Source organism: Helicobacter sp. CLO-3, from assembly GCF_001854545.1.
Lineage (GTDB): Bacteria > Campylobacterota > Campylobacteria > Campylobacterales > Helicobacteraceae > Helicobacter_B.
Window position 1 is genome coordinate 1 of sequence record NZ_MLQN01000043.1, and the last position, 14,700, is coordinate 14,700.

A 14,700-nucleotide genomic window follows, 5' to 3' on the forward strand; every position below is an offset into this window, starting at 1 on the left:
AAGTAGATAAACAACTCGGAGGGTTGATTGTTGGTTTGGCATTCAGCGGGTATTTGTTTGGTTTTTAGTTTAGTTTGGCTTTTAGCATAAGCGAGGCTATATGGATATAATATTTATGTTGGTGTTTTTTTTTGGTCTTGAATATGTTTTTATGGATACAAAAAGCACCAGAAATTTTTTAGAATTTAGCTAAATTATAAGTTTTGATATTTTGCTTCAAGCTACCATTTTTCGCCGATGCCAATAAGTAGGCAGTGCTGCATTTTTGGCAGGCAGAGCGCGTAAAATTCGCCACGCTCACCGATAGTTTGCAAATCACTCAAATAGCGCCCTTGAAAGCTTAGGTAAGTTTTCTCGCCTTTTTCTGCATCGCTTGGCTCAACTTTTATGCTGATACCACCAAACTCGCTATAAATAGGTGCGCCAGCCAAATTGCCATGGAAAAATATCAAAGGATTGCGGATTGCTCTAAGCGCTTTTGGCGAAAGTGCCTTATACACGCGATAATCAACCAAGCTAAAGCCATTTAGGATGATGTATTTGCCTTCATTGTTGCAGCGCTTGATGTTTTGGTGGAAAGATGCGATGCCTTCTTTGTAGATGGCAAAAAAGTCATTGGCATCGGGGATGGATTCTGTGTTATTTGCATTTTTGGCATAAATAGTGCCAAAACACAGCGCAAGCACCAAAGCAAAACTCACAAAAACGCGCATTTGTATCCTTCAAAATCCTAGAATCCAAACAAAACTTAAGAATCTAGCCCAAGCCCCAAAATCGCAGAATCTAAATTTTGCCCCAGAATCTCGCCTAAGAATCAAACGCCAAAAGTCGGTGCGCTAGAATCCAACGCACTAGAATCTAGCCCTAGAATCCGGCGCGCTAGATTCTAGCTCTAGCCACCACAGCCAAAGCGCCCTTTAAGATTCTAAGATTCTAAGATTCTAAGATTCTAAGATTCTAAGATTCTCGCATATTTTCTCTAAGATTCTGGCATATTTTTTGGCTTAGCGATTTTGTTTAGCCACCCAAGCCCAAGTGCGACTAGCACAAACACCGCCAAAACCGCCACATAAGAATACCGCCCATAAGCATCAAAAAGTGACACGATGGCTTTTGATGAATAAAACGCAAGCCCGCCAAGACTCCCCGCCCAAATGAGTGATGAGAGAAAGTTTAGCGACAAAAATCGCTTCATATTATATTTACTCACGCCTATCGCTGCTGGCACCAAAAACTTGATGCCATATAAATATTTGTTGATAAAAATCAAAAGCGCGCCGTATTTTTTGAGCCATATATGCATAAGCGCGATTTTGCGCCGATGCTTGACTAGGTATTTGTCAAAATCCTTTTTCTGATAGCGCAGCAAAAACACGATGAGCGAGCTTCCAGCAAAATTCCCCATCGCGGCGACTAGGATGCTAATAGCCACATTCATATGCCCAAACGCAGCCAGCACGCCAGCAGCCAAAATCCCCACATACCCGCTACCCATGCAGTATAGAAAAAGCGCGATATATCCCCAAGTGTCAAACACATCTTTAAAAGATGAGATAGAATCTTCCATTTTGATAAATCCTTTTTGCCTCTGTTTGCATCGCTTGATACATAAGATTTGGCTAAATTATGTTTCGCAAATGATAATTATACCCACGAAATGGCTATTTTGCAAAATTTTAAGTGAAAAAAGAAAAAAAGAGGGGTATAATTCGCATTCTGATATCAGGATAAGGGGCAAGGAGTTAAGGGATGGCTATACCAGAATGGAGCAGCAAATTTAGCATAAACAATGAAATCATAGACGAGCAGCACAAAAAGCTTTTTGACATCGCCAACAAGGCGCAATCCCTCATAAATAGGCAAGTCAGCAGCGATGAGATAAGGGCTATTTTGGCAGAACTTTTTGAGTATATGAAAGTGCATTTTCGCGATGAAGAAGCCTATATGGCGAGCATCGGCTACCCAGACCTAGACAAACAGCATGAAATGCATAAGCAAATCATCAAAGATATGACCGCACTCATCCAAGACATCCGCTATGATTTCAAGCAAAAGCTCGCAACTATCACAGAAGAGTGGCTTGTCAATCACATCTTGAAAGAGGATGCGCTGATAGAGAAATGGCGCGCAGCCCATAAAGAAGAGATAAAGGCAAATCAAGCCAAGCAAAGTGGCGAAGAAATCATACATATCTACAAATGCGACTGCAAGCCCGCTTTCAAAGTCCTAGACACCGTGCATAAAAAAATCCAAGCTGGGCAAGTGTTTCACTGCAAAAAATGCGGCAGTGTGATAGAGTTTGTCCGCGATGAGTAAGCGGGCGAGTGGCGCTAGCGGGCTTTGAGTGGCGCGGTGTTTTGGGTTTAGATTCTGGATTCTGCGTTTTTTAGATTTTGGATTTTTGGATTCTAGATTTTAGGATTTTTGGATTTGGGCGCTGCGATCTAAAGGCGCTACAAAATATAAAATCCATTTAGATTCTAAGCAAGAAGCAAAATCTCAAGTTTAGTTGGGAGAGATTTAGAATCTAAAATTGCAGAATCCAAATTTTAGATTCTGGTTGTCGTCGCTGTCGCGTTGCCACTCTATTTTGCCTATCGCCACCATGTCGCCATCATGTCGCTTTAATAAGCATTTTTTATAAGCCTTTTATCATGAAGTCATCAGAATCTAGCAGAATCTAAATGCCAAATAATCCTCGCAAGCACCAAAAGCAACAAAGGAGTCAAAATGCCAGCCAACGCCAGCCAAAACACAAGCACCGCCACAAATACTAGCTCAAACACAAACGCCAATCAAAATCCCAGCACCAGCCCAAACCCCAGTGCTAGCACCAATCCCAACGCCCCCAAAAGCCTCGCAGAAAAGGCGCTTTTGATTTTCATCCTAGCCTTTATGTCTAGCATCGCACCGCTTTCTACAGATATGTATCTGCCCGCCTTGCCAAATGTCAGCAAAAGCTTTGGCGTGGATGACTTTTTTGCCGAGCTTTCACTCGCTAGCTTTTTTATCGCGTTTGCGTTTGGGCAGCTGATTTATGGACCGCTTAGCGATGTTTTTGGGCGCAAGAAGCCCCTATATATCGGCTTGCTACTTTTTATCACCTCAAGCATTGGCTGCGTGCTGGTGGATTCTATATATGTGTTTATCGCGCTTCGGTTTTTTGAGGCGCTTGGCGGGTGTGCGGGCGTGGTGATAGCGCGCGCGATAGTAAATGACCGCTTCGGGCTCAAAGACGCTGCCTCGATTTTTGCGCTTATGATGATGGTATCTAGCATCGCGCCCATGCTAGCGCCCACGCTTGGGTCTATGCTGCTCAAATTTTTCACTTGGCAAAAGATTTTTCTCGTGCTATTTTTGCTAGGCATCGCGCTATTTTTGCTTATCATTTTTGCGCTGAAAGAAAGCGCACCAAACCTTGAGAAAGCGAGATTCTCGCACAAAGAGACGATAAAGCATTACAAAATCATTTTGAGTGATAAGGTGTTTATGTCATTTGTGCTATCTGGCGCGCTGGCTATGGGCGCAATGTTTGCGTATATCACGGGCTCATCGTTTGTGTTTATCAAGGTTTTTGAGCTAGAAGAAAGCGTGTATAGCGCGATTTTTGCGATAAATGCGCTAGGGCTTATGACATGTTCGATGATAAATGCGCGTTTGGTGCGAAGTTTCTCGCCATTTTTGATTTTGCGATGCGCGTTTTTGGCGATGGCATTTTTTGCGCTGGTGCTTTTGGGCGTAGGCGTTAGCTTGAGCGGTGCGCTTGGGCTAGATTTTATCCCCAAAAGCTTGCAAATCATCATCTTTGAAGTCGCACTTTTTATCACCATGTCAATGCTTGGCTTCCTGCTGCCAAACCTCACCACACTCGCGATGGCGCGCTTCAAAGAATACTCCGGCACGGCGTCCGCGATACTTGGCATGATGCAGTTTGCTATCGCTGGGCTTGTGTCGTTTGCTGTGGGGGCGATTGGCGCGAACACGCCTTTTATGCTCTCTTGCGTGATGGCGCTTGCAGTGTGGCTTGGCGCATCTTTGTTCCTAGCATTTGGCGCAAAACACGCTAAACAAGCGCAGTAAAGGCGATTTTTGCGCCTATAGCTTTGGCTCTATCGCGCCTTGCGCGCGCATGGACTCTAGCTCTTGCAAGGTTTGCGCGATGATTTTTTGCTCTTCATTGTGGCTTAGCTCTTTTAGCGGCTTTTCTAGGATGATGTAGCGTTTGTCATCCGTCGCCCACCGCATAGAATCCGACCTAGAAAACAGCCCAAGCGTCCTTGCGCCTTGATTGGAAGCGATATGTATCGTGCCGGTGCTTGGGCTTATGCAAAGCGAGATATGGCGCATGAGCGCGGCTAGGTTTAGCAAATCATCGGTGTTTTGGAAGATATAGATATTTTCTAGCGCGCTTTGGCTGGCGTTTGTGCGAGAGAGCGCGCGAGAATCTAAATTGGCAGAATCCAAATCGCAATCCGCGCCAGAGTTGCTAGAATCTAAAGCAGAATCTAATTTTATAGAATCCACCTTTGCAGAATCCGCGCCAAAATCATTAAAACTAGATTCTGCGCCCTTTGGCTTTACTCCAAAATACTTCTCAAAATCGCGCATAAACGCATCATGCACAGCTTTGTAAGTGGGGACTATCACCACAAATTGCGGCATAGAAGCGATTTTCTCGATTAGCTGCAAAAAGCCTTTTTGGCTTATGGAATATGGATTTGAGATATTGAAAGGATTCACGAGAATGGTATAGATTCTACCTTGCGCTCCGGCTTTTGCGCCAGAATCTACGCCAAATTTTTGGCTAGATTCCACACTTGCCACCACCTTATCCCAAAATCCCTTTGCAAACGCTACATTGCTTTTATCAAGCTTTAGGCTAATATCGCGCCAAGTGAGATTTCTCACCCCCTCATCAAACGCCCTCCGCGCTCTGTTGTAGCCCCCCCCCCTATCAGCTTTTCTAGCAAAGGCGATGAGTATCGCTTCTTTGCTTAGATTTTTGTATTTTGAGCGCGCATAGATAGGCAGCGTGCGGCAGCGCCAAGAAAACAGGCTAAAAATTTTCATCGCACAAATGATGCGCTTGATTTTGGCTTGTTTTAGCAAGCGCACGCTTTTGCTTTTGAGCTCGCCCAAAATCACTACATCGCATTTTTCCTGCGCTATCATCTGCGCGGTGGCAAAATCTCGCAAAAAGCCGCCGCTTATATCGCCCAAATCCACGCATTCATCGATAAAATCGCAGTTTCTAAACATCTGCTTTGATATTTTGTTGCTAAAATACACCACCTCCGCACCATAAAAATGCTTCAATCCATACATCGCCTTTAGCGCAAATAGCGCATCGCCCACGCCATTTCCAAGCCCGATGAGTCCTATTTTTTGGCGCTTGGCAGGCATTTTATCGGTGGATGCCTTGGATGAGTCAGCAAGCAAACCAGCGCTAGATTTTGCATTTTTCATGTGCCTTTTATCTCCTCGACATAGAGATGCATCTGTGATTTTGGCGTGGTTTTGGTGGCTGGCAACGCTAGGATTTTGTATTTTTTGTCATATTCTAAGAAATTTAGCGTTATCTCATCGCCTATTTTTACTTCTTTGGCGCTTTTGGCGGGCGCACCATTTATTTTGACTACGCTGTTTTGGCACATATCTTGCGCGATAGAGCGCGTTTTTACGATATTTGTGGCGTTCAAAAATACATCTATACGCATCTGCTTCCTTTGGATTCTAATCAAAGCGTAATGATAGCAGAATCTAGCCACAAAAAGCGCGCCAAAATCTCGCGCCAAAGCTTTTTGGCATAACCACATTTTAAGCGGTTTTGATATAAAATTCTCGAATTTTGCCTAAAGGAAAGCCTATGCCTAAGCGCAACGACATACACACCATTTTACTTATCGGCTCTGGTCCCATTGTCATCGGGCAGGCGTGCGAGTTTGACTACTCTGGCACGCAAGCGGCCAAAACGCTAAAAAGCCTTGGCTATCGCGTGGTGCTTATCAACTCAAACCCAGCGACTATTATGACAGACCCAGATTTCGCGCACCGCACCTATATCGAGCCTATCACTGAAGAAATCATCGCAAATATCATCAAACAAGAAAAAGTCGATGCGATTTTGCCAACTATGGGCGGGCAAACCGCGCTCAATGTGGCGATGAGTATGTATGAAAAGGGAATGCTGGAGGGCATAGAATTTTTGGGCGCAAAGCCAGATGCGATAAAAAAGGGCGAGGATAGGCAGGCGTTTAAAGAGGCGATGCTAAAAATTGGTATGGATTTGCCAAAGTCCCGCTATGCCTATAATGAGGACGAAGCGCTTGAAGCGGCAAAAGAGATAGGATTCCCGCTTATAATTCGTGCTAGCTACACGCTAGCAGGCGGTGGCAGTGGCGTGGCGTATAATATCGAGGAATTTAGGATTCTGGCAAAAGCGGGGCTGGAGGCGTCACCTATAAGTGAGATTCTCATCGAAGAATCGCTTCTTGGCTGGAAAGAGTTTGAAATGGAGGTTATCCGCGATAAATTTGATAACTGCATCATCGTGTGTAGCATCGAAAATCTTGATCCTATGGGCGTGCATACAGGGGATTCTATCACTATTGCGCCCGCACTCACGCTCACTGATAAAGAATACCAACGCATGCGCGATGCCTCTTTTAAGATTTTGCGCGAAATTGGCGTGGATACGGGCGGAAGCAATGTGCAGTTTGCGATAAATCCGCAAAATGGCAGAATGACAGTAATTGAGATGAATCCGCGCGTCTCTCGTAGCTCGGCACTTGCTAGCAAGGCGACAGGCTATCCGATTGCCAAAGTTGCCACACTGCTTGCGGTTGGATTCTCGCTTGATGAGATTAAAAATGACATAACAGGCACGCCAGCGAGCTTTGAGCCTAGCATTGATTATATCGTTACCAAAATTCCGCGCTTTACATTTGAAAAGTTTCCAAACGCGGATTCCACGCTCACTACTTCGATGAAGTCTATTGGCGAGGTTATGGGGATTGGCGGCAGCTTCAAAGAGTCGCTGCAAAAGGCACTTTGCAGCCTTGAAGTGGGGTATTTTGGGCTAAATACGCTGACTTCTGATATCGAGGTGGCGCGCGCGCAGACTCGCCGCCCAAATGCTACAAGGCTGCTTTATATCGCGGATTGTTTTAGGCTTGGGCTAAGTATCGATGAAGTGTATGAGCTTTGCCATGTGGATAGGTGGTTTTTATCACAGATTTATGAGCTGATACAAAGCGAGTGCGCGATAAGTAGCGATGTGCTGCATGATGCCAAGCTTTTGCGCGCGTATAAATCGCAGGGCTTTAGCGATAGGATGATTTGTGAGATTTTAAACAAAAGCGAGAATCTAGAGCTAAGAGAAAGCGAGCTTTTTGCGATAAGGCAGAATCTAGGCGTGGTGGCGCAGTATGAAGAGGTGGATACTTGCGCGGCGGAGTTTGAGGCGCTGACACCTTATATGTATTCTACTTTTCCGCTAAATCCGCTAGCGCAGATGCTGGAATCTAGCGGCGCAGAATCTGAAAATACATCACAAACGAGCGCAGAATCTAGAAACGCAGATTCTGGCGCTTTAGATTCTGACTCTACAAACAACAATATAAACACCAGCGCGGAATCCAAAAACGCGGATTCTAGTGCTTTAGATTCTGACTCTACAAAACAAACCTCCCAGCGCGGCGAGATTTGTGATGAGAAATCGCGGTTGTGTAGGAGCGAGCAAGGAGATAAGGCTGGAGCGCCTATCGACGAAGCGAGCGACAAACTCCGCGATTTATCGCACAAAGCTAACGCGCAAAAAAAGGTTTTGATAATAGGTGGGGGACCCAATCGAATCGGACAGGGAATAGAGTTTGATTATTGCTGCGTCCATGCCTCCTTCGCCCTGCGCGATTTGGGTGTGAAAAGCATCATGTATAACTGCAACCCAGAAACCGTAAGCACCGACTATGACACGAGCGATATGCTGTATTTTGAGCCTATCGATTTTGAGCATATCCACTCGCTCATTTTGCGCGAGAATCCAGATGGCATCATCGTGCATTTTGGCGGGCAGACGCCACTCAAGCTCTCCAAATACCTAACCACCATAAACGCCAAAATCATCGGCACGAGCGCGCGCGTGATAGACATCGCTGAAGATAGAAAGAAATTTTCCGCATTCGCACAAAAGCTTGCACTAAACCAACCCCAAAATGGCAGTGCGACTAGCAAAGATGAAGCATTTAGCATCGCAAATCACATAGGCTACCCGGTGCTTGTGCGCCCTAGCTATGTGCTTGGCGGGCGCGCGATGCGTGTCGTGCAGGATGATGATGAGCTGCGCGTGTATATGGATGAGGCGGTGAAGGTGAGCGAGGATTCGCCGGTGCTGATTGATAAGTTTTTGGATCATGCTATCGAGCTTGATGTCGATGCGGTGTGTGATGGCAAGGAGGTGTATATCGGCGGGATTATGCAGCATATCGAGGAGGCGGGCGTGCATTCTGGGGATTCTACCTCGATGCTGCCAAGCGTGAGTATCGAAGAATCCATGCTAGCAGAGATCCGCGCCACGACAGAAAAAATCGCGCTTGAGCTTGGAATCATCGGGCTTCTAAACATCCAATACGCGATACATAATGGCGTGCTATTTTTGATAGAGGTCAATCCGCGCGCGAGCCGCACTGTGCCTTTTGTGAGCAAAGCTACTGGAATCCCGCTGGCAAAAGTCGCCACACGCGTGATGTGGCAGGGCGATTTGCGCGAGGCATTGCGATTTTATGATGCAAATAATCGCATAGATTTTACCACCAAACCGCTAGAGCCCAAAAAGCTAGCGCATATCGCGTTAAAAGTCTCGGTGTTTCCTTTCAATAAGCTAAGCGGTGCGGATTTGATTTTGGGCCCCGAGATGAAAAGCACGGGCGAAGTCATGGGGATATCGCATAGCTTTGGCATAAGCTTTGCCAAGGCACAAAATGCTGCGAAAAACACGCTGCCAAAAAGTGGCAAAATCTTTTTGTCGCTGGCGGATTGCGATAAGCCTTTTGCTAGTGATTTGGCGCGTGCGTTTATTGAGCTTGGCTTTGAGATATGCGCGACGAAGGGCACGCATGAGCGGCTTTCTAGCGATGGACTCGCTTCGCAATCGGTGCTAAAAATCTCTGAAGGGCGCCCAAATATCCAAGATCTCATCATGAATAAAGAAATCGCGATGGTGATAAACACCAGCGATGATGGGCAGACAAAAAGCGACTCTGCCAATATCCGCCGACAAGTGCTAAAAAGCTCTATCCCGTATTTTACGACGATCGCTGGCGCGCAGGTGGCGGCGCGCTCGATACTTGAAAGCAAGAGCGAGGATATAAATATTCCAAAAGCATTGCAGGATTATCTGTAAGGGTGCTGTGTGGCTTGTGAGGTTTTGCGCGGTTTGCTTGTGGCGCGTTTTGGTGATTTGCTTTTGGCGTGTTTTTGGCGGTTTGCTTTGTGGCGCGGCAGAATCTAAGATTTGAAATCCAAAAAAGCAGTAGAATCTAAATCATGGCAAGTGAAAATAAGGCAAACAAAAGTGCGCCTAGTGGCGATAGCGTCGTTTTTCTAGCGCAGACTGATACGACCGCTGGATTTTTATCAAGCGATTATCGCAAGCTAAATGCTATAAAAAAGCGTGATGTCAATCAAAAAGTGCTGCTAACGCTTAGCGACTACCAGAATCTAAAAGCGCGATATAGGATCCCGCGCGCGCATAGGCGGCGGGTGCGATATGCTAGGCAGACTAGCTTTATCCTGCCAAATGGCAAATCTTTTCGCGTGGTGAAAGATTCTAGGCATTTGGCGTTTTTGAGACATTTTGGCGCGCTTTATTCTACTTCAGCAAATGTGAGTGGCGGCGCGTTTGACTTGGCATGGGCTATGAAGCAAGCAGATATCATCGTGCTAGATTCTCGCAGAATCTATGAGGCAAAACCTAGTCAAATCATAAAACTAAGCCGCAAGACAAAAATACAACGCAAACGCGGATAGCCTGTAAAATCAGAGAATCTACGCGCAAGATTTGATGCTGGATTATAATTTAATGGTGGAATTTGATGATGTTTTATCTAGTTTTAGATTCTAGGGATTTGTGTAAAAATTGACAAGAAAGATTTGATTATCACACAAGACAAAACACAGACAAAAATAATTTTCTAAAATAATCTCAAAGAATAAAAATGCAAAAAATAGCATTTCAGAAGTTTTTGCATTTTGTAAATTAAAAAGAATTGGCAAGCAAATAAACACATTACCTAGCAAGATGTTTTGTGCTACTAGCTAAAATGCGCCACCAGCCAAAAAGCATTGTCAGCAAAAAATGCACTTATTAGCTAAAGCATTTCTGTTAAGCACTAGAATCTAAGCAAGCGCCAAAAATCGCCTGCTTAGAAAAGAAACACTAAAGCAACCTATATTTTAAGCCGCCTATATTTTAATATCCCTCAAGCCCCTTATATCTTAAACGGATTCTCCACCACTTTTTTGTGATCGATGACATAAGGGATAAGCGCCATGTGTCGCGCGCGCTTGATAGCCACTTCCACGCGCTCTTGCCATTTTTTGGTGTTGCCTGTTAGGCGGCGAGGCATGATTTTGTATCGTTCAGATAGAGAATGCTTTAGCATTTCTATGTCTTTGTAGTCGATAAACTCGATTTTTGCCTCGGTGTATTTGCAGTATCTTTTAGAGTATTTTTTTCTTTCCATGTTTTTCTCCTAGAATGGTATTTCATCATCGTCTATGTCGATGCTTGGAATGTTTTGCTCATAGTTTTGAGCGGGAGCCTGTCTTTGTGGTGCGCTTTGGTTGGCATAGCCGGATGCGTTTTGTGCGCTGTTTTGGCTGTAGCTGTTGCCATAGCCGCCACTTCCGCCACCGCTGGCATTTCCGGCATTTCCGCCAGAATACCCGCTTCCGCTATTATAGCCGCCGCCGTATCCACCGCCATTATAACCGCCTTGATTTTGGTAGTCTTGGTGGTTAGAATCCTGCTTACCATCAAGCATTTGCATGCCTTCTGACACGATAGAGTGTTTTGAGCGCTTTTGTCCGCTTTGATCCGTCCATGTGTCATAGACTAGCCTGCCTTCGATGAGGACTTTGCTTCCTTTGTGGAGGTATTGCATAGCGACTTCTGCCGCCCTGCCAAAAAGCTTCACATCGACGAAGCAGGTCTCATCGCCCTTTGTGCCATCATTTCTATTAAATCGGCGATTGCTAGCAAGTCCAAGCACTGCCATGCTTCCACCAGTGCCTATGGGTCTAGATTCTGGGTCGCGTGTGAGGTTTCCTACTATGATGACTTTGTTAAACATATCGCCTCCTTAAAAGTTTGTGGCGCAAATGATAGTTTGGCTGTTAGGCGTCGCTTGCTGGTGTGCTGGATTCTGTCGCGCTTGTCGCGCCTTCTGCGCCTTCAGTGCTAGCGCTAGAATCCGCTTTTTTCGCCTTTGGTTCTGGCTTTTTGTTGGCGCGATCTACTAGCGCATGCCATGCTTTTTGCTCTTTTTTGCTCTCATATTTTATCACGATGAAGCGCAAAATGTCCTCATTGATGCGATACAATCGCTCAAGCTCTAGGATAGATTTTGGCTCTGTCTGAAAATAGATGACAAAATAATATCCGCGCTTGTTTTTGTCGATCTCATAGGCGAGGTTGCGCATACCCATATCTATCGTGGTTTCGATTTGCCCGCCATTTTTGGTTATCGCGTCTTTGTAGAAATCGATTTTTTGTCGGATTTCTTCCTCTACTAATGTCGGTTTGATGATAAACATCGTCTCGTAATGCTTCATTGATGCTCCTTGTGGTTTGCGCCCTTGCGACTAAGCGCAAGAGCAAGAAGATAAAGGCGCGATTTTAGCAAATATAAGCTTGCAATTTGATTAAGCAGCGCAAAGATGTGCTTTTCCTGCCGCGCATAAGCTCATTGCGCCAGAATCCAAACAAGCGGAAAATCCCCAAAAACCCACCGCTTTTGATTCTAAGCGCCCTCGCAGCCAGCGCATCGCCCACAAAGCTAGGCGCCGCATAGCCCAAAATCTCTTTGGCATCCGCCTTGCCATGCATGCGAATATATGCCGCAAACAAAAAAAGCTGGTAAAAATACCGCTCCAGCTCGCCTAGAAACGCTATCTCTTCAAGCCCGATTTCTTGCATGTGCTCAAATATTTCTAGCGTCTTTTGCGGCTTGTTTTTGCCAAATATCGCATCCAGCAGCTCCTCGCTCCCCACGCTCCCAAGCCCATAGCACAAAAACGCGATGTCTTTTTGCTCCACCGCACCATCAGCGAGTGCCAGCTTGCCAAGCTCACTGCACGCGATCGCAATGTCACCATTTTGCATATTTAGCAGGAATTCTAGATTCTCGTTGCTTATGATGATGCCCTGCGCTTTGGCTTCTTGGCGCAAAAAATCTAGTGCTTCTCTATGATTTGGCGCGAAAAATCGCACTTCGACTACGCCGGGCTTATTCTGACTAGGTTTAGTTTGGGTGGAGGGTTGGCTAGCGTTTGGCGCGTTTAAATTCTCGTTTTCTTGGCTAAAAGGTAGCGCAAAAATATTTTTATTTTGAAATGCTATGCTTAAGGTGCGAAAATCTTTGGCGTATTGGCTCTGGCTTTTGCTCTCCGCGCGGTAAAACTCTATGATAAGCGCATGGTCAGTGTTGTGCTGCAGGGCATCTAGCATCGCTTGTATTTCTTTGTCGCTTGGCTTTTTATCAAGCCTTAGCACCACGCATTGCGAGTCGCCAAAAAGACTGCTTTGTGAGAGGATAGACATGACTTCTGAAAGCGCGTATTCGCTATAGTAGAATGTTTGTGGCTCTATTTTTAGCTGGCTTAGAATCCGCTTGGTATAGTGCTGTATCACAAAGCTGCTTTCACCATATAAAAGCGCGGCTCTTGGCGTATGTGTGCGAAGATATATATCAAAATCTTTTTTATACATTTTTAGCCTATTTTGTTGGAGTTTATTTTTGGATTTTTTTGCATATTTTTTGGATAATTTCTGCTGGCAAATCGCACTCTTTTTAGTCGCAAAGCTCGGTAAAATCGAGATATGCTTATGGATTCTTTTTTGTCGATTTTATAATAAATATGCGTCAAATATTCCAAAATATATTTTTTTGGAATCTGCGTTTCTTTGGCGTATTTTTCCAAAATATATTGCGGTATTTTGATATGGCGCGCGTTAAAAAGGCTAGAAATGCGCGTATATAGGGCTTCATAGCGGTTGAAACAAAGCCTGCCAAAGACAAAAGGCAAGCGATGTTTATCAAACCATGCTTTACCCATATCTATATGCGCGCCGCCCTGATAGCGATACAGAAGCGCCCTGTCGCCGATAAGCACTGAGCCATTTAGTCCTAAAACATCGCTTAGCGCGTTTGAAGTGTCGGATTGGTAGTCTTTGGTGGATTTGGCGGCGTTTGCGTGGTTTGTGATATTTTCGATATTTGCGGTGCTTGCGGTGTTTGAGTGACTTATGTGGCTTGCTTGCTTTTTAGATTCTGCTTTTTTGGAGAGATTTGGAGAGTCTTTTTTCTCTGCGTTTGCTTTGTCGTCATCATGAGGTATCACTATCACGCTCCAAACATCGCCTTTGGCAATGATTCCGCTTTTGGTGGCGCGGTGGTTTAGGCTTGCGCGATAGCCTGCGATAGTGGAGATAAATCCTGCGTCAATGCGCCGAAAGAAAAAGGACTGATTTAGCTTAGAAGGATAAGATTTGCGCGCGAAGGCGGCGGATTTGAAGCGTGAGGGGGCGGGGTAGGATTTCAGAAAAACATCAAAAGGCAAAAGATTTAGATATTGTATTTTTCCAAAACGCATGCGCTTAAACTCCCTTAAATTGCGATAAAAACAAGCTTTATAAAAAGCTAGGCAAAATTAATTTTATGCTAAAAATACTAGAATCTTATATTTTTATTTTAGATTCTACTATTTTTGGCGTGATTTATTATTTATCTGACGCACCAAAATCTGAACTAGAATCCAAGCCAGAATCCAAAAATCACTAGCAAAATATGATTATATCATTTTTTGCTAGTTAGATAGATTTTCGCGCTTAGATTCTAGTGTAAAATATCGCTCATACTTAGAATCTAGCGCATTTTGCGCCTCTTCTAGCTCTTTGGCAAGCGCTATCACGCCATATTTTTCTATCGCCTCTTCATCGCCAAGCTTAGATTCTATATCGCGCTTTTTGGATTCTAGCGCTTCTATTTCGCGCGGCAGGGATTCTAGCTCGAGATTTTCTTTGTAGCTTAGCTTTTTGCTTTGCTGTTTGGCTTCTTTTGGCGCGCCAGAATCTAAACTAGGATTCACGCCAGAATCCACGCGAGAATCTAGACTAGAATTCGCGCCAAAATCCCCGCTAGATTCTGCGCCATTTCGCGCGCTGGTATTATCGCTACCCGCGCCATTTGCACCACCCGCACCAGAATCCAGCATTTTAGATTCTAGCGCCTTATATGATTCTATCTCCTTGCTTTGCTCTAAGTATTCGCTAAAGTTTAGATAGCTTTCCTCCACGCTAGATTTTGCGCTAGATTTTGCGCTTGATTTTGCGCTTGATTTTGCACTATTTTTGCGCGTTTGCGCGGCGCTAGATTCTGACAAGCCCACGCCAAGCGACTCTGGGCCAAGCGACTCTGGACT

The 14,700-nt window shown here is 45.0% G+C and carries 15 protein-coding genes; 5 read left to right on the forward strand and 10 right to left on the reverse strand.

The window, feature by feature from the left end; genetic code table 11:
- Nucleotides 1-221: 221 nt before the first annotated feature.
- Nucleotides 222-713: a hypothetical protein gene (locus BKN38_RS09130; RefSeq protein WP_066453725.1), complete on the reverse strand. Its 492-nt coding sequence runs from the start codon at nucleotides 711-713 to the stop codon at nucleotides 222-224.
- Nucleotides 714-979: 266 nt separating this feature from the next.
- Entirely contained in the window at nucleotides 980-1,567 is a 588-nt protein-coding gene (locus tag BKN38_RS09135; protein ID WP_066457398.1) for a DedA family protein, read from the reverse strand.
- Between the two features lie 182 nt (nucleotides 1,568-1,749).
- Between BKN38_RS09135 and BKN38_RS09140 the strand changes: the two genes are divergently transcribed.
- Together BKN38_RS09140 and BKN38_RS09145 are read left to right on the forward strand one after the other, a co-directional pair.
- Nucleotides 1,750-2,316, forward strand: a complete 567-nt coding sequence (locus tag BKN38_RS09140; RefSeq protein WP_066457401.1) for a hemerythrin family protein — start codon at nucleotides 1,750-1,752, stop codon at nucleotides 2,314-2,316.
- Between the two features lie 414 nt (nucleotides 2,317-2,730).
- Complete coding sequence (locus tag BKN38_RS09145) at nucleotides 2,731-4,080, forward strand: multidrug effflux MFS transporter (protein ID WP_082942633.1); 1,350 nt, start codon at nucleotides 2,731-2,733, stop codon at nucleotides 4,078-4,080.
- A gap of 15 nt (nucleotides 4,081-4,095) precedes the next feature.
- On the opposite strand, the gene BKN38_RS09150 is transcribed toward BKN38_RS09145, so the two are convergent.
- Nucleotides 4,096-5,466 (reverse strand): glycosyltransferase family 9 protein, encoded by a 1,371-nt coding sequence (locus BKN38_RS09150; RefSeq protein WP_066457403.1) that lies wholly within the window; start codon nucleotides 5,464-5,466, stop codon nucleotides 4,096-4,098.
- On the reverse strand, nucleotides 5,463-5,717 hold the full coding sequence (locus BKN38_RS09155) for an RNA-binding S4 domain-containing protein (protein ID WP_066457405.1): 255 nt from the start codon (nucleotides 5,715-5,717) through the stop codon (nucleotides 5,463-5,465). The genes BKN38_RS09150 and BKN38_RS09155 overlap by 4 nt, the downstream gene beginning before the upstream one ends.
- Before the next feature lie 149 nt (nucleotides 5,718-5,866).
- On the opposite strand from BKN38_RS09155, the gene carB reads away from it, so the two are divergent.
- Together carB and BKN38_RS09165 are read left to right on the forward strand one after the other, a co-directional pair.
- Nucleotides 5,867-9,400 carry a carbamoyl-phosphate synthase large subunit gene (gene carB, locus BKN38_RS09160; RefSeq protein WP_066457406.1) on the forward strand — a complete coding sequence of 1,178 codons (3,534 nt, stop codon included), beginning with the start codon at nucleotides 5,867-5,869 and terminating at the stop codon, nucleotides 9,398-9,400.
- Nucleotides 9,401-9,543: 143 nt separating this feature from the next.
- On the forward strand, nucleotides 9,544-10,026 hold the full coding sequence (locus BKN38_RS09165) for a hypothetical protein (RefSeq protein WP_066457407.1): 483 nt from the start codon (nucleotides 9,544-9,546) through the stop codon (nucleotides 10,024-10,026).
- 461 nt (nucleotides 10,027-10,487) lie between these two features.
- Here the strand turns inward: BKN38_RS09165 and rpsR are convergent, their stop codons facing one another.
- The 5 genes from rpsR to BKN38_RS09190 all read right to left on the reverse strand — a co-directional run bounded on the left by rpsR (nucleotide 10,488) and on the right by BKN38_RS09190 (nucleotide 13,872).
- Nucleotides 10,488-10,742 carry a 30S ribosomal protein S18 gene (gene rpsR, locus BKN38_RS09170; protein ID WP_066457409.1) on the reverse strand — a complete coding sequence of 85 codons (255 nt, stop codon included), beginning with the start codon at nucleotides 10,740-10,742 and terminating at the stop codon, nucleotides 10,488-10,490.
- Nucleotides 10,743-10,751: 9 nt separating this feature from the next.
- Entirely contained in the window at nucleotides 10,752-11,351 is a 600-nt protein-coding gene (gene ssb / locus BKN38_RS09175; RefSeq protein ID WP_066457412.1) for a single-stranded DNA-binding protein, read from the reverse strand.
- A 43-nt stretch (nucleotides 11,352-11,394) separates the two neighbouring features.
- Nucleotides 11,395-11,832 (reverse strand): 30S ribosomal protein S6, encoded by a 438-nt coding sequence (rpsF, locus tag BKN38_RS09180; protein ID WP_066457414.1) that lies wholly within the window; start codon nucleotides 11,830-11,832, stop codon nucleotides 11,395-11,397.
- Nucleotides 11,833-11,896: 64 nt separating this feature from the next.
- On the reverse strand, nucleotides 11,897-12,988 hold the full coding sequence (locus BKN38_RS09185) for a DNA polymerase III subunit delta (protein WP_066457416.1): 1,092 nt from the start codon (nucleotides 12,986-12,988) through the stop codon (nucleotides 11,897-11,899).
- 2 nt (nucleotides 12,989-12,990) lie between these two features.
- Nucleotides 12,991-13,872, reverse strand: coding sequence for an MqnA/MqnD/SBP family protein (locus tag BKN38_RS09190; protein WP_066457419.1), 882 nt, complete (start codon nucleotides 13,870-13,872; stop codon nucleotides 12,991-12,993).
- Nucleotides 13,873-13,937: 65 nt separating this feature from the next.
- Here BKN38_RS09190 and BKN38_RS12105 point away from each other — a divergent pair, with 65 nt between their 5' ends.
- Nucleotides 13,938-14,060 carry a hypothetical protein gene (locus BKN38_RS12105; protein ID WP_256325587.1) on the forward strand — a complete coding sequence of 41 codons (123 nt, stop codon included), beginning with the start codon at nucleotides 13,938-13,940 and terminating at the stop codon, nucleotides 14,058-14,060.
- 25 nt (nucleotides 14,061-14,085) lie between these two features.
- Here BKN38_RS12105 and BKN38_RS09195 read toward each other — a convergent pair.
- On the reverse strand, nucleotides 14,086-14,700 hold a 615-nt coding region (locus BKN38_RS09195; RefSeq protein WP_256325588.1), incomplete at its 5' end, for an ABC transporter C-terminal domain-containing protein.